This window comes from Nocardia araoensis NBRC 100135 (genome assembly GCF_000308435.1).
Lineage (GTDB): Bacteria > Actinomycetota > Actinomycetes > Mycobacteriales > Mycobacteriaceae > Nocardia > Nocardia araoensis.
Map to the genome: position 1 here is coordinate 1 of NZ_BAFR01000168.1, position 25,159 is coordinate 25,159.

Sequence of the window (25,159 nt, forward strand, 5' to 3'; positions counted from 1 at the left end):
AGACAATCATGAGACAGACCGACGGCCGCGCGATCACGAATCCGGAGAACGCGCAGAGTTTCTCGCACGCGGAGATCAAACAGGCCGCCGACGCGATGAATCCGGCCGCGCTCGACGGCGCGTTCGCCGCCTGGTCGGCCATCGCGGCGGCGGTGACGAACGCGGGCCAGCGATTCGAGGACGCGATCAAGAACGCGGTGGAGCAGCACTGGGAAGGGGCGGCCGCCGACAGCGCGGTCCGCGGCGTGCGAGAGTACGCGGCGCGGGTGGGCGAACTCGGCGAGGCCATCGGCGCGCAGAGTCTGCCGCTGTCGGCGGCGGCGGACGCGGCGGCCAAGTTCAAGATGTCGGTGCCGGAGCTGCTGGACGCCGCGGGCGCCACGGCCGATCCGGCACAGCGCAACTCGCGGGAGGAGCAGGCCCGCGACGAGATGAACACCCAGTACATCCAGCCGTACGGGGCCACGGCGCCGGGTATTCCGACATTGCCGCCCCCGGTCGCTCCGGCCGCCGCGGTCCCGACCGGTGTAGAGCCTGGCACGGGTTCGGGAACCGACCCCGGCTCGGGAACCGGTTCGGGCACCGGCACGGGCGTGGAAACCGGCACGACCGTGGACTCCCAGGCCGTGGCGGCCACCCGCTCCACGGACAACTCCTCCTCCGGCGACGCACCTTCCACTGCGGACACCACCTCCCCTGCCGGTTCGGCGGACGACGGGGAGCCGGAGGACCAAGCGCAGCCGACCGCCGAGGGCACGCCGCAAACCATGCCGTCGCAAGCGGTTACATCGACCCAGGACACCGCGGCGACCACTCCGGCATCAATCGCGACGACGCAGACAGCCACACCGTACGCGCCCATCGTGCCCTCCTCGCCGCCGCAAACGGCGCCCACCGCCGTCATCCCGACCTCGTTCGGCAGCAGCCCGAGCGGCACGCCGAGCGGGCCCGGCGCCCCCGGCGCGGCCGGAACGCCGAGCGCCCCGGACAACCAAGCACGACCGGGCACGTCTCGGCCCGCCCAACCCACCGTCCCCGCCGCGGCGAACGGGCAACCCACCGCACCGGTGCGCGCGGGAGCGACGGGCGCAGCGGGCTACTCGGGCATGGTGCCGCCGGGGCTGCGCGGCAGGCGTACGGACGACGACGAGCACAAGTCGCCGAAGTACCTGCGCACCGAGGAGCATGCGAAAGAGCTGCTCGGCGAGGTGAAACCGACGGTGCCACCCGTACTCGGTGAGCAATGATCGCGCAGTGGTCGCTGTCGGCCGAGCAATTCGCCGCGGCATGGTTCGGGACAGGCTTGGACCGCATGCCCTTCCCGTTCCGGTTCACCAGCCGCTTCCCCGGCCTGAACGAGTATCAGGCGTATCAACAGCAGTTTCGCGCCGAACTGGGCCGGGACGAGCGGCTGCCGCTGCGCAACGCGATCACCACGCTGGCCGTTCCGGACTGGCGCATCGAGCTGGTCGGCTACGACAACACGCGGGAAGGCGTCGAACTGCGGGCCGTCGCCTGCGGCACCCGTACCGGCTCGGGGGTGCTCGCCGTGCAGTCGCCCGCGCCGGACGGCGGACGAGTTCGGTTGCGCCGCTGCCGCATCGATCAGCTCGCCACCGAAGTGGTGCGTTTGCTCCCGGACGCGCAGGCCGGAACGGTGGGTGAGAAGAGCTTCCTGCTCGACGATCTCAACGATGACCGCCCCGATGTGTTCGGCAACGCACCCGCCAGCCAGGCGAAGGAGCGCTACCGGCGTTTCTGGCGGCAGTCGTGCACCACCCGCGGCACCATCGTCGTGCTACTGGGCCCGCGCAACGCCGAACCACTGCGCACCGGCCGCCTCCGCTGGATCGACACATCGGACGGCCGCTACTGCGAGGTTCCCGCGAACCGCGCCTTGATGATCCGCCCGGGGACGAGCGCGGATATCGCCCGCTACCTGGACGAGTCGATCGTGCGGGCCAAGGCGCGCCTGGACAGATAGTTCCGGATCGCCGCTACGCGCGGGCCGCGGCGAGGTGAGCGGTGACGAGAGTGTCGAGCAGCACGTCGAGATCCGGCCACGGGAAGCTCGGGCGATCCTGACGCAGCAGCACCAGGCCGTGCAGCGCCGCCCACAGGCACGCCGCGGTCGCGGTGGGATCCGCGCTGCCGGTGGCCGCCACCGCATCGACCAGGTGACGGAAGACCGGCAGGCCGGGCAGTTGCGCATCGGTCGGCTCCCAGCCGGGGGTGCCCGCGGTCGCGAACAGCACGCGGTAATGACCGGGGTGGCGCAAGCCGTACGCGCAGTAGGCGCGGCAGATCTCGCGCAGCCTGGTGCCCGCATCGCCGTCCGGCACCGCGGTCAGCACGGCGCCGAACTCGGCGAAACGGGCCGCGTAGACCGCGGTCAGCAGTTCCCGCCGATCCGCGAAGTGCAGGTAGACGCTCTGCGGTGCGATGCCGACCGCGCGTGCGACGGCGCGCATGGACAACGACTCCTGACCGTCCAGCGTCTCCAGCAGGCGACTCGCGGCCTCGATCAAGTCGTCGCGCAGTTTGCTTCCCGCTCCGCGCGGGTTTCGATTCCTCTTCGGCGGCGGCACCTTGACAGGTTAACAAGACGGGTGTCCACTAACAATTGTCAGCAGACACCCGTCTTCATAGGAAATTCCATGTCGGTCACCGTGACTCGCGTTGTGCACGCCAGCGTTCTGCTCGATTTCGGCGGAGCGAGAATTCTCACCGATCCTTGGCTGTCCGAGCGGCCCTTCTATCGACAGGGCGAGCCGCGCAGCATCGCCACCGCCGCGGACCTGCCCGAACTGTCCGGCATCGTGATCAGCCACGGCCATTACGACCACTGCGATCTCGGCGCGTTGGCGGCCTACCCCGACAAGTCGGTCCCGTTCGCCGTCGTCCGCGGTCTCGCGGCACGGGTCCGCGCCGCCGGATTCCGCGATGTGGTCGAGCTGGATCCGTGGGAGCGCACCCACCTCGGTCCGGTCGAGGTCACCGCGGCGCCCGCGCGCCACGGCGTCCCGGAGATCACCTTCGTCCTGCGCGCCGACGGCACGAGCGTCTTCTTCGGCGGCGACACCTTGCGCATCGCCGAGTTGGACGAGGTGGCCGTGCGCTACCCGGAACTCGACCTGGCGCTGCTACCGGTCAACGGACTGCGCATCCGCCCCGCGTTCAACCGGCAGGTCGTCATGGATGCCGAGCAAGCCGCGGATCTCACCCGGGCGCTGCACCCGCGCCTGGCCGTTCCGATCCACTACGCCTTCACCAGCGGTCCGATCGGCGACCGGGTGATGACGAAGGCGCAGCGCGACCCTGGGCTCTACGTCGACGCGTCCGCGGCTATCGCGCCGGACACATCCGTGCACGTCCTCGCCCCTGGACAACCGTTGACCGTATCGAACTGAGCGCTCCGGCGGAGCAGCGGCGAGCCGGGGCGGCCACCTCTCGGCGTCAGCCCAGCAGGCGCCAGTCCTCCAGGCCGTCGTACAGCGGAACGTCCTTGGCCAGCTTGCTGACCCGGGCGCGCAGCGCGTCCAGGTCGGCGCCACCGGCCAGCGCGCTCGCGATGATGTCGGCGACCTCGGCGAATTCGGTGTCACCGAAGCCGCGGGTAGCCAGGGCGGCGGTGCCGATGCGCAGGCCGGAGGTGACCATCGGGGGACGCGGGTCGAACGGAACGGCGTTGCGGTTCACGGTGATGCCGATCTCGTGCAGCAGGTCCTCGCCCTGCTGTCCGTCGAGTTCGGAGTTGCGCAGGTCGACCAGCACCAGATGCACGTCGGTGCCGCCGGTGAGCACGCTGATGCCCTTGTCCTTGACGTCGGCGGCGGTCAGCCGCTCGGCCAGGATCTTCGCGCCGGACAGGGTGCGCTCCTGGCGATCGCGGAACTCCTCGCCAGCGGCGATCTTGAACGCGACGGCCTTGGCGGCGATGGCGTGCATGAGCGGCCCGCCCTGCTGGCCCGGGAACACCGAGCTGTTCAGCTTCTTGGCGTACTCCTGCTTGGCCAGGATCAGGCCGGAACGGGGACCGCCGAGGGTCTTGTGCACGGTCGAGGACACCACGTCGGCGTGGGGCACCGGCGAGGGGTGCAGACCGGCGGCGACCAGGCCGGCGAAGTGCGCCATGTCCACCCACAGGTAGGCGCCGACCTCGTCGGCGATCGAGCGGAACGCCGCGAAGTCCTGGTGGCGCGGATAGGCCGACCAGCCTGCCACGATCACCTTCGGACGCGCCCGCAAGGCGATGTCGCGCACCTCGTCCATGTCGACGCGGTGGTCTTCCTTGCTCACCCCGTAGGAGTGCACTTCGTAGAGTTTGCCGGAGAAGTTCAGGCGCATGCCGTGGGTCAGGTGACCGCCGTGCGCGAGATCGAGACCGAGCAGCTTGTCGCCCGGGTCCATCAGCGACATCAGCACCGCTGCGTTCGCCTGCGCGCCGGAATGGGGCTGCACGTTGGCGAATTCGGCGCCGAACAGCTCCTTGGCGCGGTTGCGCGCCAGGGTCTCCACCACGTCGACGTGCTCGCAGCCGCCGTAGTAGCGCCGCCCCGGGTAGCCCTCGGCGTACTTGTTGGTCAGCACGCTGCCCTGCGCCTGCAACACCGCGCGCGGCACGAAGTTCTCCGAGGCGATCATCTCGAGCGTGTCGCGTTCGCGGGCGAGCTCGCCTGCCATCGCGGCGGCGAGTTCCGGATCGAGCTCACCGAGGGACTGGGAATTGACAGAGGCGGTCGTCTGCGTCACGACCTTCAGTCTATGGGCCGGGGGCCCGGCCCTCGAGCAGGGGGTTCTTCCCTCCGGTCGCACCGGCGCGCCGCACGGTGCGGCCGTGACCTGCGACACGCCTGTGCGGCACCGGTCAGCGAGATCCGCCGTCCTCCGGCAGATAGTGCTCCAACAGCATCGTGAGATGCCGCTGCGCGTCTTCCAGCGGCTGCGTGGATTTCATGGCCCGCGCCTGGACGATGGCCCCCTCCATGGCGCTGAACACGAAACTGCTGAACGACCGCGCCTCCGGCGCGGGCATGCCCGCCTCCAGCAGTGCCGCGCCGAGCCTTTCGTGCCAGGCGTCGAAGACCTCGCCCGCGGCGGCCTGCACCCGGGGCTCGGACTCGGCCAGCGCCGCGCCGACGATCGGGCACCCTGCGCGATAGCCGGTCTTCTCCAGCGCGCCGACCCACCACCCGATCAGCGAATCGAACCAGCGGCGCGGCGGCGCGGCGGTGACCTTGTCGATCACCTCGCCGATCCGCGCGCCCGCCACCCGGGTCGCGGCTTCGACCAGCTCGCTCTTGCCTGCGGGGAAGTGCTGATAGAGCGAGTTTCGCGAGGCATTGCCGCGTTCGAGCAGAGCGGCGAGCCCCGCGGCGTGCACGCCTTGTTCGCGAACCAGTTCGATGGCGCTCTCGATCAGCCTGGTGCGCGGCCCTGCGGTCATGGGCGTTCCTTGCTCGAGGGTTGCGTGAACCGATCGGTCCATGTTGCAATCATGACAGATGTGGACCGATCGGTTCATCGAAAGGATGGATTCATGTCCGAAGCCACCGTGGACCTGGCTCAGCTGTCCGGTCTCGAACTCCTGCGCATCGCGATGACCAGGACGGACCGCCCGCCGTTCATCGGGGATCTGCTCGGCATGGAGGTCGACGAACTCGAACACGGCAAGGTGGTCTTCGCGCTGCGCACCCGGCCCGAGTTCGCCAACCCGCTCGGCACCACGCACGGCGGCATCTGCGCCACCCTGCTCGACTCGGTGATGGGCTGCGCCGTGCACACCACGCTGGAACCCGGCGTCGGGTACACGACACTGGAACTGAAGACCAACTACATCCGCTCCGTGCCCACCGACGGACAGCGCCTCACGGCCACCGGCACCACGATCCACGTCGGTCGCACCACCGCTACCGCCGAGGGGCGGGTGGTCGACGAGCAAGGCCGCCTGGTCGCGCACGCCACCACCACCTGCGCCATCTTCCGCCCACAACCCTGAGGAGCACTGTCATGGCGGGACGAACACCGAGCGCCGCGGTACGCAAATTCCGGCGCGAACGCCTGATCGGCCGCTACCTGGTGAATCCGGCCGTCGGTCTGCTCGACCGGCTCGGCATCCGGTCGCCGCTGATCGCCGAACTGGAGACGGTCGGCGCGAGATCTGGTCAGCCGCGGCGGGTGCCGGTCACCGCGTCGATCGACGAGACCGGCGCGTGGCTGATCTCCCAGCACGGCCGCCGGTCCGGCTGGGCACGCAACATCACCGCCGATCCGCACGTCCGGCTACGGCAGGGCAGCCGATGGCGCACCGGCACGGCCGCCTTCGTACCGGACGACGACGTGGCGGCCCGCTCGCGCACGTTCGCCAAGGGACGCGTCTCCGCCGCCGTCGCGGAACGGACGATGAAAGCGCTGGAGAGCGATCCGATCTCGGTGCGCATCACCTTCGCGGGCGCCTGACCGCGCACCGGAAATCCGCGCCCGCGTGATCCCGGCAACGCCCGGACACGGCGGCCGTACGGCGACCATCGCGCCGCCGCGGCCACCGGTTTCGGCCTGTGCGTGGCCCAGGCCGCGTTCGCTCACGCCGCCGCGCGCACCGCGCCCGGAGTGAGTGGCTCGTCGAGGAGCCTGCGAAAACGGTCGGCCCGGTCCTCGGCATCGGCCGCGCGATCGAGCCAACCACCCAGCAACCGGTATCCCTCGACGTACGTGGAGATGTAGGCCCGCCACAGCGGCGAGGACAGGAAGCGCAGCGACTGGCGCGCCCGCTCCGGCGTCGTCAGGCTCCAGGTCTGCAAGAACTCCGCCACCTCGTCGTGCGACCGTCCCCGGTCGTGCAGCAGCAGCGCGGCGTCCTGGCGCACGGCCAGCAACTTGGCCGACGCGTTCGAAAGGCGTTCGGCTCGTTCGCCGTCGAAGCGCAGCCCGAGATCCGCGTAGATCTCCTGCGCCCACTTGCCCCAGCCGGGCCCGACGATCGAGCGCAATGCCAGATCGGCGAGCCCCTCCGCCATCAGGCACTGTGGCGTGTTCACCAGGAACAGCGTCTGCTCGGCCTGCCCCGCGGCGACCAGCCCGGCCTCCTTGCGGCAGTGCTCGGTGTGGTGTCCCGGGTAGGACTCGTGCGCGATCAGCTGCGGCAGGTGCGCCATGTGCTGCTTCAGGTCGGAGTTGATCGCGACCCGGGAGTGGTAGTTGCCCAGGTAGTAGTTGAACCCGGACCACGGCTTGTCCCCGACCACCTCGTAGGTGACGTGCTCGTGATCGGGCAGCGGGTAGCGGGCGCGGACCAGCTCGCGCAGCGCGCTGGAGAACGCCTCGACGCAGACCGGCAACCGCTCCGGCGGGATCTCGTCGGCCTTGCGATGAGCGGCCACCCGTTCGGCCAGCGGACCGTCCCCGGCGAGCACCTCGTCCATCTGCCGGTGCGCGTCGCGGTAGTCGTCCACGTCGCCGGGCGCGATGTCGACGTCGAAGTAGGCGCGCACCTCCTCGACGAAGCCGATGTCCTCGCCCGCGAACTTCCGTCCGGAGCACTCCAACGCGCGCAGGTGCACGTCGAGGAACTCGGCGCGCTCGGGCGCCAGCCCGGCCTCCGGCACCGCGGCGCGCAAGTCGGCGGCGCGCCGAGCCAGCTCGCGCGGCTGCGGGGCGGGCGCGTTCTGCACCTCGCGGCGCAGTGCGGGATCACCGGTGTAGGCGTCGACGAATCCTTCCTCCAGCCGGTCGAAGGCGAGGCCGAGGCGCAGGTATTCGGTCACGAGCGGATGCGCTTCCATGCCAGCCGACATTAGCGGGGCCGGCCCGCGACGGCAGCACCGCCGATCGTCACTCCGGAACGCCGAGATCGGCTATCTCCCGCAACGACTCCGCCAGCAGATCGCAGTAGCCGTCCAGGTCGGGGAAGATCTCCGGGTCACACGCCACCGACACGGTGAAACTGTCGCCTACGCCCACGAACGAGTGCGCCGAGGCGATGTCGGGGAATACCGGCGGCAGCATGCCCGCGAAGCGAAACGGCGCGCCCAGCAGGGACCATTCGGCGTCCGGCTCGCACCGGATACTGGTCAGGATCGTGTGCGCAGGCACCGGCACCCCGCCCTCTGCCGACGGGAGCGTGCCGTAGACCGCCCGGTAGATGCGGCTGGGCAGCCGGTCGACCAACGCCAGGCGGGTGAGTTCGCGGCGGCTCGACGCCGACCGGCGGCGTACCCGCAGGGTGGCGTCGACCGCCCGGGCACGACCGGCGAGGTCGACCTCTTCCGGAAACAGGTCGACCACGTCGGCGCCCACGTGGTTGACGCCCATCACCGGCGCATCGGGTACCGCGATGGTCACGTAGGCAGCGAGATCGTCCGGACAGCCCGCGTCCTGTTTCTCCAGATGGCGCTGCATGGCCCGGGAGATCGCGGCGAGTCCGGCGGCCGTCACCGTGACTCCCGGTACCCGGACCGCCGGTAGCTCCATGGATATGGTTCGCACGGCGCGTCGCCGGCCGATCCGCTGATTGAGCACCGTCCGGCTGCGCGGGGAAGTCGTCGGCCCGCCGTCGTCGCCCTCACGAACGATCCGCCGGTTCTCGATCCAGACCCCGATGTTGAAACGAAGCACCTGGAACGGCCACTTCAATACGCCGGAAACCGCTGCGGCTCCAAGGCGCACACGCAGACGCCGCGCGGCAGGCCCGATGCCCTCGATCCGCACCGGCGTGGGCGCCGCCGCGAACAGCGCTTCCGACAGCGAGGTCATTGCCGGGCCCGCCATGAGGGCATGACTGACATGCATCAGCACCACGGTGCCCGCGCCGTCGAGCCCCGGTATGCCGGTGACTCCGGGGAACAGGTGCAGTCGCCACGCGCTGTCGCGGGCATCCAGCGGTTGCTCCAGGATTCGCCCGATCCGGTCGAGGCACCCTGCCCAGTCCAGGCCCGCCACGTGGGTCTCGAGGTGATTTTCGATCGGACTGTCGTCGACGCCCCAGAACGGATGGCCGAGCCCGCCGGGCACCTCGTGGATCCGGCGGCGGAGCGGTTCGAGCAGATGCGCTCGCTCGCCGATGTAGCGGGCGAAATCGGCGGCCGACGGGGGCGACCCGTCCGCGTTGTCGAATACCCACCACATCGGCCAATCGGTGACGCGACCCGAGCGGGCGAAGTAGTAGTAGGAGGCGTCGTTGGCCACCAGCTGCGCTGTGCGCATCGTTCTGCTCCCGTCGGTCCCGCCTCGCGGCTGGACTCGGCTGTCGGCGGGGGAAATATTCGCGAGTTGAATCGCTCGATCAGGCACGGATCAATTTCGGCAGCCGGGATCGCCAGCCTCGAACCGACTTTCGCGCGGGCGCGCTGATCGCGCACAAGGTCGCGTACTCGTCGTCGGTGAGTTCGATGGCGGCCGCGGCCGTGTTCTCTTCCAGGTGGGCCACGCTGGACGTACCGGGGATGGGCAGCAGAACCGGCGAGCGCCGCAACAGCCAGGCCAGCGCGAGCTGCGACGGAGTGGCGTCATCCCGCGCGAAGGAATCCAGGACGCCGCCCGGGCGGGCGAGATCGCCGGTCGCCATGGGGAACCACGGTATGAAGGCGATGCCGTTCGCCTCGGCGTAGTCGAGCAGGTCCTCGGCCTCCCGGTTGGCGAGGTTGTACATGTTCTGCACCGAGACTATGTCGGTGATCTTCCGGGCCTGCTGGAGCTGGTCGACGGTCACCTGGGACAGGCCGATGTGCCGGATCTTGCCTTCGTCGCGCAGCAGCACCAGTTCACCGAGTTGGTCGGCCAGCGGCACTTTCGGATCGATCCGGTGCAGCTGATAGAGATCTATGCGGTCCAGTCCCAAGTGGCGCAGGCTCAGTTCGAGCTGCTGGCGCAGGTATTCGGGGCGACCACAAGGACGCCACTCCCCTGGCCCCGGCCGGGTGAAGCCGCCCTTGGTCGCGATGACCAGGTCGTCGGCGTACGGGTGCAGCGCCCGGCGGATCAGCGTTTCGCTGACGAAGGGGCCGTAGGAGTCCGCCGTGTCGATGAAAGTGATGCCGAGTTCCACGGCGCGCCGCAGCACGCGCACCGCCTCGTCCGGATCCTCGGGATCACCCCACACTCCGGGGCCGGTGATCTGCATCGAGCCGTAACCAAGGCGATGGACCGGGAGGTCGCCGCCCAGGGCGAAGCTGCCCGAACGGGAGGCCGGACGTGACTCGGCTTGTGTACTCATACTTCCTTTCGATTCCAGGGGTGTGCTCACCGCGCGTGCGCCATTTCGTTCGGGATGGGAAAGAAACCCGAGTCGACGAAGGACGCGACATAGGCATCCAGCGCGGCCGCGTCGATCGGCGGGCAATGGATATCGTGCCCGGCGAGTTCGGTGCGAGTCAGGATGTCGTCCACGGGAACCGCGGCCCCGCCGTAGTTGCCGCTGACCAGAGCGGCCCGTACCAGGGAATCGTCTCCGGCCGCGTCACGCGCCGAGGCTTCCTCGGCCAGTCTGGCGGCGATCTCCTCGATCGAAGCGGTCACGATCGGGATACCGGATCTGCGCATGGCCTCGAAGATATCGCTCACGGCCACCGGCTGAGCGTTCACCAGGTGATAGACCGCGGCGCCGGTGGGATCGCCGGACAACGCCACGATGGCGCCTGCCACGTAGTTCACCGGTACCAGCGTCGTCTCGGCAGCGCCGGTATCGGGGGCGAGCCCGAGAATCGCGGCGGCCCGGATCATGTTCCAGAACGAGTCGTCTTCGCTGTTGACGCCAACCCGGGGGTCGCCGCTGACGACTCCGGGCCGGTAGATGCGAACGGGCACACCACGTTCGCCCGCCTGCCGCACGAGTTGCTCGGCAACCCATTTACCGGCCACGTATCCGTTCCCGGATACCTCGCTCGCCCGCAGTTCCACATCCTCGCTCGCACGAAAGTCCGGTGCGGGAGCAGCCGGTATCACCGCGCTGACGGTGGACACGAAATGCACGGGTTTGATCCGGGTGGTGGTCGCCAAACGCAACACTTCGCGTGTGCCTTCCACATTGGCCGCGCGCAGCCGCGAATAGGGCTCGATGTGGTTGACCCTGGCGCCGTTGTGGTAGATCACCTCGATTCGTTCCGCCAGGAGGGCGTAACCGGACTGGTCGAGCGCGAATCGGGGGGCTGCCAGATCACCTGCGACAGCGAAGATGCGGGCGTCGAAAGCGTCGTCCCAAAGACGATATTTCGTCAAAGCGTTCCGGATCCGGTCGCGCGCTTGTTCGTCGTCGCTGCCGCGCACCAGGCACCAGACACGCGCCCGGGTGCCGGACAGCAGTTCCGCGAGCAGGTGCGCGCCGACGAACCCCGTCGCACCGGTGAGCAGCACCTCCTGCGGCGGCCCCGAGTGCGCCGGAGCGGCACCGGCGCCGTCGATCTCCGCCTCCAGGACGGCATCGGCGGCGATCATCGCGGAATCGTCGCCCGGTAGGGCCTGCTGCGCCGGGTCGTCGATACGGGCGGCCAGCCCGCGCACGGTGGGCGTGGTGAACAGCGCCGCCATCGGCACATCGATGCTGAGCCGGGCGGCCAGTGCGCGCTGCAAAGTGAACGCGAGCAGCGAGGTGCCGCCGAGATCGAAGAAATCGTCCTCGGCGCCCACCTGGGCGACGGCGAGCACGTCGGCGAATACCTCCGCCACCGCCCGCTCGGTGGCGGTCACCGGCGCGACGAAATCGCGGACCCGGAACACCGGCCGCGGCAACGCTGCGCGATTCAGCTTCCCGCTGTCGTTCACGGGCAACGAGTCGAGCACCATGATGGCCGACGGGACCATATACGACGGCAGCACCTGCGCCAGCGAACCGCGGACAGCGTCCACCGCGAAGCCTGCGGCCGCCACCACATAGGCGACCAACTGGTCGCCGGTGTCGGACGCCCCCACCACGACCACGGCCTGAGCGATCGACGGATCGGCCAGCAGCGCGGCCTCGATCTCCCCCAGCTCGACGCGGTGGCCACGTATCTTCGCCTGGAAATCGCTGCGTCCCAGATACTCCAGAACTCCATCGGCGCGGCGGCGAACCAGGTCACCGGTGCGGTACATCCGGGCGCCCTGCGGTCCGTACGGGTCGGCGCTGAACCGATCCGCGGTCAAGTCCGGACGCCGCAGGTAGCCGCGCGCCAACTGGTCTCCCGCCAAATACAGTTCGCCGACGACGCCGGGCGGTACCAGGTGCAATCGCGAATCGAGGACGTAGGTACGCGTATTCCATTGGGCCACGCCGATCGGCACGGCTGCCCGGTCGTGCACGGACGTCGCCCAATAGGTCACCGACACCGCCGCTTCGGTCGGGCCGTACAGGTTGTGCAGTTCCGCGTCCGACAGCGCGGCGAAGTCCGCGACGGTGCTGGGCGGCAACGCCTCACCGATGGCGAAAACCGCGCGCAGCGAGGCCAACTGTTCCGTCTCGGCGCCGGCGAGGAACACCTGCAGCACGGAGGGGACGAAATCGGTCACCGTCACCCGATGGTCGGCGATCAGGCCCGCGATATAGCGCGGATCGCGCTGACCGCCGGGCGCTGCGAGCACCAGCCGGGCACCCACCGACAGCGGAACGAAGAAGCCCCACAGCGAGACATCGAACGTCGTCGCCGTCTTCTGCAGGTAGACGTCGTCGGGTCCGAACGAATACCGCGCCACCATCCACGCGATCTGATTCGCGATCGCGCCGTGCGATACCAGGACACCCTTGGGCCTGCCGGTCGATCCGGACGTGAACAGCACGTACGCCGGATGTTCCGGGTGCAGGGGCGCGCGCAGTTCGTCCGGGGCGACGGGGTCGGCGGAGTAGGCCGCCAGGTAGAGCAGGCCGGTATCGATCACCCGGACACCTTCGGCGTGCACCGGATGGTCCTTGTCCGTGAGCACGAACACGGGCTTCGCGACGTCCAGCACATAGGCGATGCGTCCGGCCGGATGATCGAGGTCCAAGGGCAGATACGCACCGCCTGCGGTCAGCACCGCGTACATCGCGACCAGCAATTCGGGTGAACGCGGCATTCCCAGGGCGACCACGGACTCGGGTCCGATGCCCTGCCGGATCAGGTACCGGGCCAAGCGGTTGACCCGCGCGTCGAATTCCCGGTAGGTCCAGACGGTCTCGTCGTGGACCACGGCCACCGCGTCCGGCGTCGCGGCGACGGCACGGCGGTAGCCGGACAGCAGGAACCGGTCCGGCACCGGGTGCGCCGTGTCGGCGGCTTCGGACAGCAACCGTTCACGTTCGGCCGCATCCGTCAGCTCGATATCACCGACCGCCGCGGCCGGGGCGTCGGCGATCGCGGCCAGCAGCCGCACGAACCGGTCGACGAAGCCCTGCACGGTGTCGTGATCGAACATGTCGGTGGCGTAGCTGACCACGCCCCCTATTCCCGTCGGCACGCCCGCGTCGTCGTAAGCGTCGCCTACCATCCAGTGCAGGTCGAACTGCGAGACCTCGGCACCGATGTCCAGGCCGGAGACGGTGAGTTCCGGCAGGTCCAGCCTGACGGGCGCCAGGTTCTGGAACGACAGCGCCACCTGGTACAGCGGATGCCGCCCCGCCGACCGGACCGGCTTCAGCGCTTGCACCAGCTGCTCGAACGGTACGTCCGCGTGCGCGAAACCCTGGATATCGGTGGTCCGCTGGCGCGCGAGCAGGTCGGTGAAGGACTCGCCCGCGTCGTATCGCGTACGGAACACCAGGGTGTTGATGAACATCCCGATCAAGTCGTCCAGCGCCGCGTCGCCCCGACCGGCGACCGGTGCCCCGATCGCGATGTCGTCGGTGCCGGACAACCGTGCCAGCAGCACGGCCAGCGCGGTATGCACGACCATGAACAGCGTCGCGTTCTCCGACCGCGCCAAGTCGACCAGGCCACGGTGGGTTTCGGCCTCGATGCGCACCGTGACCCGGCCGCCCGCCGTGGAGCGCGTCAGCGGACGCGGCCGATCCGATGGCAGGTCGAGCTGGTCCGGCAGCCCGGCCAGGGCTCGCCTCCAGTAGGCGATCTGTTCGGCGGCGAGCGAATCCGGATCGTCCTCGGCGCCGAGCAGGTCCCGCTGCCAGATGCTGTAGTCGGCGTATTGGACGGGCAGCGGCGCCCAGCCGGGCGCGGCTCCGGCACAACGCGCGGCGTACGCGGTCATCAGGTCCCGGGTCAGCGGGCCGATCGACGACCCGTCGGCGGCGATGTGATGCACCACCATCGCGAGCACATACTCGGGCGTGGCCGGGGAGCTCACGGCCGGATCGCGCAGCACGAACAGCACACCCCGGAACGGCACCTCAGTGGCGAGATCGAAACTCGTGGACGCGAGGGCCAGCACGGATTCGGTCACGTCCTCCGGGGCGATGGTCCGGATCTCGAAAGGCGTGCCCACTCGCTCGACAGGCAGGATCACCTGCATCGGCGCAGGCTGGGAGTCCGGTTCGGCGGCCGCGGAGTGCGGATAGATCGTCCGCAGAATCTCGTGCCGGGCTACGAGATCCGCGACCGCGGTCCGCAGCGCCTCCGTGTCGAGTGCGCCGCTCAATCGCACCGCCATGGGCACGTTGTAGGCCACCGAGGTGGTGTCGAAGCGGTTGAGGAACCACATGCCGCGCTGGGATGCCGACAGCGGGATGCGCTCCGGGCGCGGTCCCGCGGTCACCGGTCGCCGAGCAGTTCCGCCCGCGTCCGCACCCAACCGCGCCGCGAGCGCCGCTACCGTCGACGCCTCGAACAGCAGTCGCACCGGAATGCGCGCGTCGAGCGCAGCACCCAGTCGCGCGACGAGCCGGGTCGCGATGAGCGAGTTGCCGCCCAGTTCGAAGAAGTCGTCGTCGGCGCCGACCCGCGCCGCGGGCCGCAGCAGCTCGGTGAACGCGTCGGCGACCGATTCCTCGAGTGCGCCGGACGGCGGCCGGTAGGCCCTGGTGTGCAGCACCGGCGCGGGCAAGGCGGCGCGGTCGAGTTTGCCGACCGGGGTCAGCGGGATCGCGTCGAGCACCACGACGGTGGTCGGCACCATATGCGCGGGCAGGCTGCGTTCGGCCGACGCGACCAGCTCGTCCGGCCGGACGGTCGCACCGGCGACGGCGTGCACGTACGAGACGAGAATGGTCGCGCCACTGTCGAGTTCGTGACCGATGGTGACCGCGAAGTCGACATCGGCGTGTGCGAGCAGGACCGCGTCGATCTCACCGAGTTCGATACGGAACCCACGGATCTTGACCTGGAAGTCGTTGCGTCCGAGATACTCCAGCCGACCGTCGACGGTCCGGCGGACCAGATCCCCGGTCCGGTACATCCTGGCGCCGTTCGGATCGAACGGGTCGGCCACGAACCGGGCGGATGTCAACGCGGGTCGGTCATGGTATCCCCGCGCCATCTGCGCGCCGGTGATGTAGAGCTCGCCGACGACCAGATCCGGCACCGGCGACATCCGCTCGTCGAGCACGTACTCGGCGACGCGCCGGATCGGCCCGCCGATGGTGACGGTCTCCCCGGGCAGCAGCGGCGCGCTGATGTTGGTCATGATCGTGGTCTCGGTCGGCCCGTATCCGTTGTAGAACTCGCGGGTGCGGCGTCCGGCGATCGGAATCGCCCAGCGCTGCACCAGGTCCGGCGGGCACGCCTCGCCACCGGCGATCACGACGCGCAGCTTGTCCAAGCCGGCCGGATCGACCGACGCCAGAGCGGTGGGCGTGATGAAGGCATGCGTCACCCGCTCGTTGCGCAACAGCGCGGCCAGTTCCGCGCCGCCGTACACGGTGGGCGCCGCCACGACCATGGTCGCGGCTCCGCCGACCGCCAGCAGCAGTTCCAGCACCGACGCGTCGAACGACGGCGACGCGAAATGCAGCGTCCGGGAACTACTGGTCACCCGGTAGCGATCGCGCTGTTCGTCGCAGAAGCTCGACAGCCCGGCCTGGGTGACGACCACGCCCTTGGGTTTTCCGGTCGACCCGGACGTATAGATGACGTAGGCAGGGTGCTCCGCGCACAGCGGCCGGATGCGCTCGGCATCGGTGACCGCAACGGCCGGGTAGTCGTCGAGCTGTCGATCGACCTCGTCGGCATCGATGACCAGCCATTCGACCTGCGCGGGCAGATCCGCGCACACCTCGGCGACCGTGAGGCCGAACACCGCACCCGAATCCGCGATCATGTGCGCGACTCGCTCGGCGGGATAGTTGGGGTCCACCGGCACGAATCCGGCGCCGGTCTTCGCGACCGCCCACACCGCGAGCACCGAGTCGAGCGAACGCGGAATACCCACGGCGACCAGGTCTTCCGGACCGATACCGCGGCCGATCAGCAGTCGGGCCAGCCGGGTCGAGCGCTCGTCGAGGTCGATGTACTCCACTTCGGCCAAGCGGTGGGAGGCATCGGCGTAGACGACGGCGACGCCGTCCGGATTGTTCTCCACCGCCGCGGCCAGCAACTCCGGCAGCGTCGCGCCGCCGTCCCGCTCGACCGGGCCCGGCGCAGCCGACGGGACCGGCGCGCTCAGCACTCGGTCGCGTTCGGTGGCGTCCAGTATGTCGATATCACCGACGACGACGTGCGAATCGGCGGCGACCGCGGCGAGGATCCGCTCGAACCGCCGGCCCAGCGCGGCAATCGTGTCCGGAGCGAAAATGTCTGCCGCGTAGGTGAATACGACGACGAGTTCGTCCGGCGCGCCGTCCGCACGATACCGCGGCTCGACGGTTACCTGCAGATCGAATTTCGCCGCCACCTCGTCGGTCTCCAGCACCGAGACGGTCAGCCCCGGCAGCTCGAGCGACGGCTGCTCGACGTTCTGGAACGACAGCATCACCTGGAGCAGGGGACCACCGGCGGCGACCGGCGCGACCGCCTCGACCACCCGCTCGAACGGAATGTCCGCGTTGGCGAAGGCGGACAGGCCGGTCTCCCTGGCCTGTGCGACGAGCGCCGCGAACGCGGCGGCGCTGTCCACATCGGTGCGCAGGATCAAGGTGTTGACGAACATGCCGACCAGATCGTCCAGCACGGCCGCGCCACGACCGGCGATGGGCGTGCCGATCGCAATATCGGATCCGCCGGACAGCCGAGCCAGCAGCGCCGCCAGCGCGGCATGGACGACCATGAACAACGACGCGTTGTGCTCCCGCGCGATGCCCGCCAAACCCGCGTGCACCTGCGCGGGCACCGCCAGCGCGGTCGACGCGCCGCGCATCGACCCCAGCTGCGGACGGGGGTGATCCAACGGCAGCCGCGCCGCGTCGGCCACCCCGGCGAGTTGCCGCCGCCAGTACGCCAACTGACGCGCGGCCACGGAGTTCTCGTCGGCATCGGTGCCGATGACCGCGTGCTGCCAGACCGCGAAGTCGGCGTACTGCACCGCCAGCGGGGTCCAGCTCGGCGCGGCGCCCGCGCTGCGTGCCAGATAGGCGGTGACCAGGTCGCGCGCCAGCGGCGCCAGCGAGGAGCCGTCGGCCGAGATGTGATGCACGACCAGCACCAACAGGTGCTCGTCCGTGCCGGGGTCGGAGAACAACCGGATGCGCACGGGCGGACGCTCGGTGACATCGAATCCCGCGGAGGTCAGCTCGGTGACCCGGCCGTGGACGTCGGCGGTGACCGTCTCCACCGTCAACCCGTCCGGCAGCGCCTCGCGCACCGGCAAGATCTCCTGACACGGCGTTCCGTCCGGCGCATGCACAGGGAATCTCGTGCGCAGCGCTTCATGCCTTTCCAGCACGTCCAGCACGGCCTGCCGCAACGCGGGCACGTCGAGGGCTCCGGCCAGCCGGAGGACGAACGGCATGTTGTAGACCGGGGATCCGGTATCGACCTGGTTGAGCACCCACATGCGCTGCTGCGCCGGCGACAGCGGCACCGGGTGCGGCCGCTCGGCGCGGACCAGTGGCGGACGCACCGTGGCCGCGGAGCCCGGCACGATACGGGCCGCCAGGTCGGCGACCGTCGGCGCGTCGAACAATGTCCGCACCGACACGCGCGCATCCAGCGCCGTGCTCAACCGCGCCGCGACCTGGGTGGCGACCAGTGAGTTGCCGCCGAGGGCGAAGAAGTCGTCGTCGGCGCCCACCCGGTCCGCCCCGAGTACGCCGGCGAACACCCCGGCCACGATCTCCTCGAGCGGGGTGGACGGCGCGCGGAACTCCCGGCCGGTGAACGTCGGCCGCGGCAATGCCTTCCGATCCAGCTTTCCGCTGGTATTGAGCGGGAACTCGGCCAGCTCCACGATCGTGGCCGGAACCATGTAGGCGGGCAGTGTCCGCCCCAGCGCGGCCCGCAGGTGCGCCGAATCGATCCGAGCGCCCGGCGCGGGCACCGCGTAGGCCACCAGTTGGTCGCCGAGGCCGGACGACAGCACCACGACCACGGCCTGGGTCACCGACGACTGCGCCAGCAGCGCCGATTCGATGTCGCCCAGTTCGATGCGCTGACCACGGAACTTCACTTGGAAGTCGATGCGGCCCAGGTATTCCAGCACACCGTGCGCCGTGGTCTCGCCGGAACCGGCCGGTTCGCCGTTCGCCGCGCGACCCGGCGCACGCCACCTCACCAGATCACCGGTCCGGTACATCCGCTCGCCCGTGCCGAATGGGTCGGCCACGAAACGATCGGCGGTCAGATCCGGGCGGGCCAGGTAGCCGCGGGCCAGTTGGTCACCGGCCAGATAGAGTTCGCCGGGCACCTCGGCCGGAACCGGCCGCAAGCGCGCGTCCAGCACATAGACGCCGCTGTTCCACTGCGGCGATCCGATCGGCACCCTGGGCAGCTCACGTCCGGACGCCTGCCATGCGGTGATCGATACCGCGGCCTCGGTCGGTCCGTACAGGTTGTGCACGGCGGCGGCGGTGACCGCCCGCAGCGCGGCGACGGTTTCCGGTGGCAACGCCTCGCCGATCACGAACACCTGCCGCAGCGTCGCGAGCGCGTCCGCCGAGGCGTCGGCCGCGAACACCGCCAGCATCGAGGGAACGAAGTCGGTGACGGTAACGCGCTGCGCCGCGATGGTATCCGCGAGATAGGCGGGGTCGCGGTGGCCGTCGTGGGTGGCCACGACGAGTTTCGCACCGACCCGCAGCGGCATGAAATAGCCCCACAGCGATACGTCGAACGTGGTGGCGGTCTTCTGGAAGTACACGTCGTCGACGCCCATCGGGTACTCGGCGAGCATCCAGGCGATCTGGTTGTGGATCGCGCCGTGCGACACCGCGACACCCTTCGGGCGGCCAGTGGAGCCCGAGGTGAAGATGACATAGGCCGGGTTGTCCCGGCGCACCGGTCGCAGCAGTTCCCCGGCGCGCAGTGGACTGCCGTCGACGCCGTCGAAACCTTCCGCGTCGAGACGCAGCAGCGCGATCGAGTCCGGCACGGCGACGGCGTCCGCCGTCGTCGTGATCACGCACACCGGATTCGCGGTGCGCAGGACGTGCTCGATGCGCTCGTCGGGATGATCCGGATCAAGCGGCACGTACGCGGCGCCCGCGGTGACGATCCCGTACATCGCGACGACCAGGTCCAGCGAACGGCGGATCGCGAGGCCGACCAGCGATTCCGCACCCACGCCACGCGAGATCAGCAGGCGGGCGAGCCGGTTGACCCGCTCGTCGAACTCGCGGTAGGTCAGCTCACGGCCCTCGTACACCACCGCGACCCGATCCGGATACGACCGCACCGCACGGCGGTAGCCGTCCAGCAACAACTCCGGTTCGACCGGATGCCGGGTGTCGTTCCACTCCCGCAGGATGCGATCGCGTTCCGCGGCAGTGAGCATGATGTCGATATCGCCGACCGGCGCGCCGAGGTCGCCGAGCAGGGCCTCGATCACCCGCAGCAGTCGTGCGGCGAGCGCGTCCACCTCGTCGGCGGTGAACCGGCTGCCGAAGAACTTCCAGGTCAGTTCGAGCGTCGACGCCGAGTGCACCAGCAGGGTCAACGGATAGTGCGTGTCGTCCTGGAGACCGACGCCGGTCACCGACATACCGTCCACCGAACTGGCGGCGGCGATGGCGTCCCGGTCGATCGGGTACGACTCGAAGATCAGCAGGGTGTCGAACAGGGCGCCCGCGCCGACGGTCCGCTGGATATCGGTGAGACCCACGTAGTGGTGATCGAGCAGGTCGGCTTGCTCCTGTTGCAGGCGGCGCAGCAGCTCGCCGATCGTGCCGCGGCCGCCGGTGCGCACCAGCACCGGCAGCGTGTTGATGAACAAGCCCACCATGGACTCGACGCCGGGCAGCTCGCCGGGGCGGCCGGACACGGTCGCGCCGAACACCACGTCGTCGCGACCCGTCAGCCGCCCGAGCAGAATGCCCCACGCGGCCTGCACCATCGTGTTCACCGTGACGCCGAGTTCGGCGGCGCGGCTCGTGATCCGGAGGGTGGTCTCGGCGTCGATCTCGGTGACGAGCTTGCCCACTTCGTAGTGCTCGACGGCCTTCGCCTGCGGGGCGAGCAGCGTCGGCTCGTCCACACCCGACAGCGCGTGCGTCCACACGCGCAGCGACGCCTCCTGGTCGCGGGCCGCGAGCCAGGCGAGGAAGTTGCGATAGGAGCTGACCCGGGGCAGCGCCGACTGGTCGCCCCGCGTCGCGTACAGCACCAGCACATCGCGCAGCAGCAGCGGCATCGACCAACCGTCGAGCAGGATGTGATGGCTGGTGATCACCAACCGCCATTGCCGCTCGGCGCTCGCATCCCCGGTTCCGGTGCGGTACAGGGTGAATCGCATCAGCGGCGGCGCCGACATATCGAAATGGGTCTCGCGCTCGAGCACGACCAGCCGGTGCAGCTGCGCCGCGCGCTCGGACTCGGGCAGGTGCGTCAGATCGACTTCCCGCCAGGGCACCTCGATCCGGTCCATGACCACCTGGACCGAGCGTCCCTCGGTGTCGGTGACGAACGCGGCCCGCAGGTTCGGGTAGCGGTCCAGCACGGCCTGCGCCGCCGCCCGCAGTCGCTCGACGTCCAAGGCGCCGCTCAGGTCGACCCGTGCCTGCGTGATGTAGACGTCCACGCTCGACTGGGCCAGCTGCGCGTGGAACAGCAGACCGGATTGCAGGGGCGACAGCGGCCACACGTCGGCAAGGGCCGGGTAATCGCGTTCCCAGGCTTCGATCTCCGCTTGCCCGACCGTGACCAGCGGCAGGTCCGACGGCGTCCGGCCACCCGCGTCCGGCTGCCGCGCGTGGCGCGCGAGGGCGGTGAGCGCGGCGACCCAGAGATCGGCGAGTTCACGCACCCGTTCCCGCGACAGCAGTCCGCTGGGGAAGGCGAACGACGCGCCCAGCTGCGGACCGTCCGCGCCCTCGGTGACGATCGCGTTGATGTCGACCACGCCGTTGGCGGGCATGTCCGAATCCAGGTCGGCATCCAGTTGCCCCAGGTCGGCGACCGGCGCCCAATCCAGCTCACCGAGTCGCCCGGCGAGTTCTCCGGTCGCGACCCGGCCCAGGTAGTTGAAGCTGATCTGCCCGGCATCTTCCAGCTGTGCGGCGGTCCGCGGGTTCAGGTAGCGCAGCAAACCGTAGCCGAGGCCGTTTCCAGGTATCGCCAGCAGCTGTTCCTTCACCGATTTCACGATGTCGGCCAACGGCTTCCCGCCGTCGAACGCCGCGGCGACGTCGACGCCTGCCAGCTCGAGCCGGACCGGATAGGCGCTGGTGAACCAGCCGATCGTCCGGGCCAGATCAGCACCGGCGACGAGTTCTTCCGCGCGACCGTGGCCTTCCAGCTCGACCAGCACCGCACCGTTGGACGCCGCACCACGCCATTTGCTCACCGCCAGGGCCAGCGCCGACAACAGCCCGTCGTTGACGCCGCCTCGATACCGCTCCGGGAGCACGGTCAACACCGCGTCGGTCACGTCCGCGGGCAACGTCACCCGGACCTGGTCGACAGTGGCGAGCGTGTCCACCACCGGATCGAAGGCCCGGCTGCCGAGCGGTGTCTCCGGGGTCGCCGTGACCTGCTGCCAGAACGGCAGTTCCGCGACCAGCGCCGGGTCGTTCGCGGCATCGGCGAGAGCGTGCGCCCACCGGCGCATCGAAGTTCCGTTGGCAGGCAGCGTCACCGCTTGCCCCGCCGGCTGCGACCAGGCCATCGCGAGATCGGGAAGCAGGATCCGCCAGGACACACCGTCGACGACGAAGTGGTGCGCGACGATCAGCAATACGTCACGACGCCGACCGGCCGTCTCGGACCCGGTGAAGGCGAACCAAACGAACTGCGCCATCACCGCATTCGACGGATCGAGCCTGCCCAGCGCCGCGTCGTATGCGGCGCTCGCCCGCCGCGTCAAGTCCGCGTCGTCGATCCCGGCAGGCAGTTCGACCCGGTGCACCAGCGCGTCGGCATCCACCGCGCCGCGTTCCAGCGCTTCGAACACCCAGGCGCTGCCCGGCGTCGCGTCCACGGAGGCGGGGACGCCTTCGGCGCGACGGCGCAGGCGGGCGCGCAGGATGTCGTGATGGTCCAGAACCGCGCCGATCGTCGCGACCAGAGCGGCACGATCGACGCCTGCGGGCAGCCGCACCGCCATCGACTGCGAGTATCGCTGGTAGGACGAACCACTGGCGAGGGTCGCCGCCATGATCGGCGTCAACGGGATCTCACCCACTCCGCCGCCCGGCAGTTCCGCCAGCTGGTGCTGCGAAGCATCGGCGAGCGTGGCGACCTCCGCCAATGCCTCGACCGTGCGGTGGTCGAACACATCCCGCGCGGTGAACACGACGCCCCGTGCTTTGGCCCGCGAGACCAACTGGATCGACAGGATCGAATCGCCGCCCAACGCGAAGAACGAGTCGTCCAGACCGACTCGCTCGACGCCGAGCACAGCGGCGAAGATCTCGGCGATGATCTCCTGCAACTGTGTGGTGGGCGCACGGAACTCGCGTACGGCGAACACCGGCTCGGGCAGAGCCGCACGATCCAGCTTTCCCACCGGCGTCAACGGAATCCGCTCCAGCACCATGATGGAAGCCGGAATCATGTACCCGGGCAGCGACCCACCCACGAACTCCGCCAGCACACCGGTGTCCACACCCGCACCCGGCCGCGGCAGCACATAAGACACCAACGCAGTCGCACCCGACGGCAACGTCTTGCCGATGGTCACCGCGAAATCGACATCGGGATGACCGGTCAACACATTGTCGATCTCGCCCAACTCGATGCGGAAACCACGGATCTTCACCTGGAAATCCGACCGTCCCACGTACTCGATGACGCTGCCGGATTCGGCCCGGCGCACCAGGTCCCCGGTCCGATACAGCCGCCCGCCAGGAGTGCCGGTCTCCGCGCCGAACGGGCTGGCCACGAACCGATCCGCGGTCGATCCGGGCCGACCCGCATACCCCTGCGCCAACGCGGCACCCGACAGATACAACTCACCGACCACCCCGGCGGGCACCGGAGCCAACCGCGAATCCAGCACGAACGCGCCCACGCCCGCGATAGCCGTGCCGATCGAGATCGGCTCCCCCGGGGCCAACGGAGGCGTGCTCGTAGCCAGAATCGTCGCCTCGGTGGGTCCGTAACCATTGAAGAACCGACGACCACCCGCCCACCGGCCGACCAGCTCCGGACCGAACCTGTCCCCCGCGACCACGACGACCTGAAGATCATCGAGGCCCGCCGGCTCCACCGACTCCAACGCGGCCGGAGTGATCAACATGTGCGTCACCCGCTCGCGCCGGAGCAGATCCGCCAACTCTTCCCCGCCGAAGACCCCCGGCGGCGCGATCACCAATGTCGCGCCCGACGAAAACGCCAGCAACAACTCCAATACCGATACATCGAAGTTCGGCGAACACACGTGCAGAACGCGCGACTCCCCGGTCACGCCGAAATGCTCACGTTCCGCGGCCACCAACCCCGCCAGACCGCTGTGCGTAACCACGACACCCTTGGGTCGTCCCGTCGACCCGGAGGTATAGATCACGTACGCCGGATGCCGCTCGTCCAGCGGGCGGACCCGATCGGTGTACGACAGCGGGTGGCCCGGGTGCGCGGCGATGCGCGCGGACCGTGCCGGATCGTCCAGTTCGAGCCAGTCCACCGCCGTGCCCAGCGCCGGCCGGTATGCCGAAGTGGTCAATCCGAGCACCGCACCGGAATCCGAGATGATGTGCGCGATCCGCTCGGGCGGGTACGCCGGATCCACCGGCACGTACGCCGCGCCCGTCTTCGCGACCGCCCACACCGCCAGTACCGATTCGACGCTGCGTGCGATACCGATCGCCACGGTGTCTCCCGCGCCGATCCGGTGTCCGACGAGTTCGCGCGCCAGTCGGGACGACAATTCGTCCAGCTCGCGATAGGTCAACTGCCGGTCGTCGGACGGATCGCCGGTCGGATTGAACCGAACGGCGACGGAGTCGGCCGCGGATTCCACAGCGGCCGTGAGCAAACTCACAAAAAGAAGACCGACCCGCCGACGACCTCGCGAAGCACGACGATCCCTACCCATGGCTGTATCTCACCTCTCGCCGCCGATTCGCCCGATACAGCTGCAAATCGTCTTCCCACTACCCACATGCCGCGACCAGCGCCGGATCGGAGCGACCGGAATTTTACCCGTGAGTTTTCTCAGACTATTCCCAATGCTGAAAATATGCCGATTTGCTCGAACGTGGTTGCCGACGTCGGCGGCGCTACGTGGAAAAATTCCACCAGGTGCACGCAGTAGGACGTTTGCCCAGGTAGGTGCGGCGGCGAGGCCGAACAAGCCCACTCGATCGATAAATCGAAGTCCGTCGAATAATTCAATCGACTGCCGCAGTTATGTTTCCGAGATCGTGCCGAGCGATCGCCTTGGGGAAGGAAAACGCGATGCGACTTACAGCCTTTTTAGATCGTTGTACACGATAAGAGGCAAGATCATTTACTCAAGAATTGCTTACAGATTGCCAACCGTTTACCTTGGTACGGACAGAATTTGCTCGACGATTCCGGGAATCCGGCGCATATCCCCTGCGGGACGGGCGCGACGCGTCCGCACTCGCACAGCCGACCGAGCGCGCATCCTCGCTGCGGACGCGGCCACCGAGCGCGGCCACGACACCCACAGCGCAGGTCATGACCCGTTACCAACAGGTAGGGGTACCCCGGTCGTCCGGCGACGGCGAGGCAGAGCAGAATTCGGCTATGCGGCGACAGCTGGACCTGATCTCACC

12 protein-coding genes are annotated in these 25,159 nt (G+C 69.3%); 5 read left to right on the forward strand and 7 right to left on the reverse strand.

Annotated elements, in window-relative coordinates:
- Positions 1-1,247, forward strand: a 1,247-nt coding sequence (locus ON21_RS23350) for a hypothetical protein (protein WP_218004136.1), incomplete at its 5' end; no start/stop codon positions are given.
- Positions 1,244-1,984, forward strand: a complete 741-nt coding sequence (locus ON21_RS36025; RefSeq protein ID WP_051021254.1) for an ESX secretion-associated protein EspG — start codon at positions 1,244-1,246, stop codon at positions 1,982-1,984. The genes ON21_RS23350 and ON21_RS36025, both read left to right, overlap by 4 nt.
- Positions 1,985-1,997: 13 nt before the next feature.
- Here the strand turns inward: ON21_RS36025 and ON21_RS23360 are convergent, their stop codons facing one another.
- Positions 1,998-2,588, reverse strand: coding sequence for a TetR/AcrR family transcriptional regulator (locus ON21_RS23360; protein ID WP_051021255.1), 591 nt, complete (start codon positions 2,586-2,588; stop codon positions 1,998-2,000).
- A 69-nt stretch (positions 2,589-2,657) separates the two neighbouring features.
- Between ON21_RS23360 and ON21_RS23365 the strand changes: the two genes are divergently transcribed.
- A complete protein-coding gene (locus ON21_RS23365) occupies positions 2,658-3,410 on the forward strand; it encodes an MBL fold metallo-hydrolase (RefSeq protein WP_039800774.1) in 753 nt (250 codons plus the stop codon).
- A 46-nt stretch (positions 3,411-3,456) separates the two neighbouring features.
- On the opposite strand, the gene glyA is transcribed toward ON21_RS23365, so the two are convergent.
- The gene (glyA, locus tag ON21_RS23370) at positions 3,457-4,752 is read right to left on the reverse strand and encodes a serine hydroxymethyltransferase (protein WP_039800776.1); all 1,296 of its coding nucleotides are present in this window, start codon (positions 4,750-4,752) and stop codon (positions 3,457-3,459) included.
- Between the two features lie 115 nt (positions 4,753-4,867).
- Entirely contained in the window at positions 4,868-5,446 is a 579-nt protein-coding gene (locus tag ON21_RS23375; RefSeq protein WP_051021256.1) for a TetR/AcrR family transcriptional regulator, read from the reverse strand.
- A gap of 93 nt (positions 5,447-5,539) precedes the next feature.
- Between ON21_RS23375 and ON21_RS23380 the strand changes: the two genes are divergently transcribed.
- Together ON21_RS23380 and ON21_RS23385 are read left to right on the forward strand one after the other, a co-directional pair.
- Positions 5,540-5,998 carry a PaaI family thioesterase gene (locus ON21_RS23380; RefSeq protein WP_039800778.1) on the forward strand — a complete coding sequence of 153 codons (459 nt, stop codon included), beginning with the start codon at positions 5,540-5,542 and terminating at the stop codon, positions 5,996-5,998.
- Between the two features lie 11 nt (positions 5,999-6,009).
- The gene (locus tag ON21_RS23385) at positions 6,010-6,459 is read left to right on the forward strand and encodes a nitroreductase family deazaflavin-dependent oxidoreductase (RefSeq protein ID WP_039800779.1); all 450 of its coding nucleotides are present in this window, start codon (positions 6,010-6,012) and stop codon (positions 6,457-6,459) included.
- 122 nt (positions 6,460-6,581) lie between these two features.
- On the opposite strand, the gene ON21_RS23390 is transcribed toward ON21_RS23385, so the two are convergent.
- The 4 genes from ON21_RS23390 to ON21_RS23405 form a co-directional block, all read right to left on the reverse strand.
- Positions 6,582-7,781, reverse strand: a complete 1,200-nt coding sequence (locus tag ON21_RS23390) for a hypothetical protein (RefSeq protein WP_039800872.1) — start codon at positions 7,779-7,781, stop codon at positions 6,582-6,584.
- A 49-nt stretch (positions 7,782-7,830) separates the two neighbouring features.
- A complete protein-coding gene (locus tag ON21_RS23395) occupies positions 7,831-9,201 on the reverse strand; it encodes a wax ester/triacylglycerol synthase domain-containing protein (protein WP_039800781.1) in 1,371 nt (456 codons plus the stop codon).
- 79 nt (positions 9,202-9,280) lie between these two features.
- Positions 9,281-10,210, reverse strand: coding sequence for an aldo/keto reductase (locus ON21_RS23400; RefSeq protein ID WP_039800783.1), 930 nt, complete (start codon positions 10,208-10,210; stop codon positions 9,281-9,283).
- Positions 10,211-10,236: 26 nt separating this feature from the next.
- A complete protein-coding gene (locus ON21_RS23405) occupies positions 10,237-24,399 on the reverse strand; it encodes a non-ribosomal peptide synthetase (protein ID WP_169332725.1) in 14,163 nt (4,720 codons plus the stop codon).
- Between the last annotated feature and the right edge of the window lie 760 nt (positions 24,400-25,159).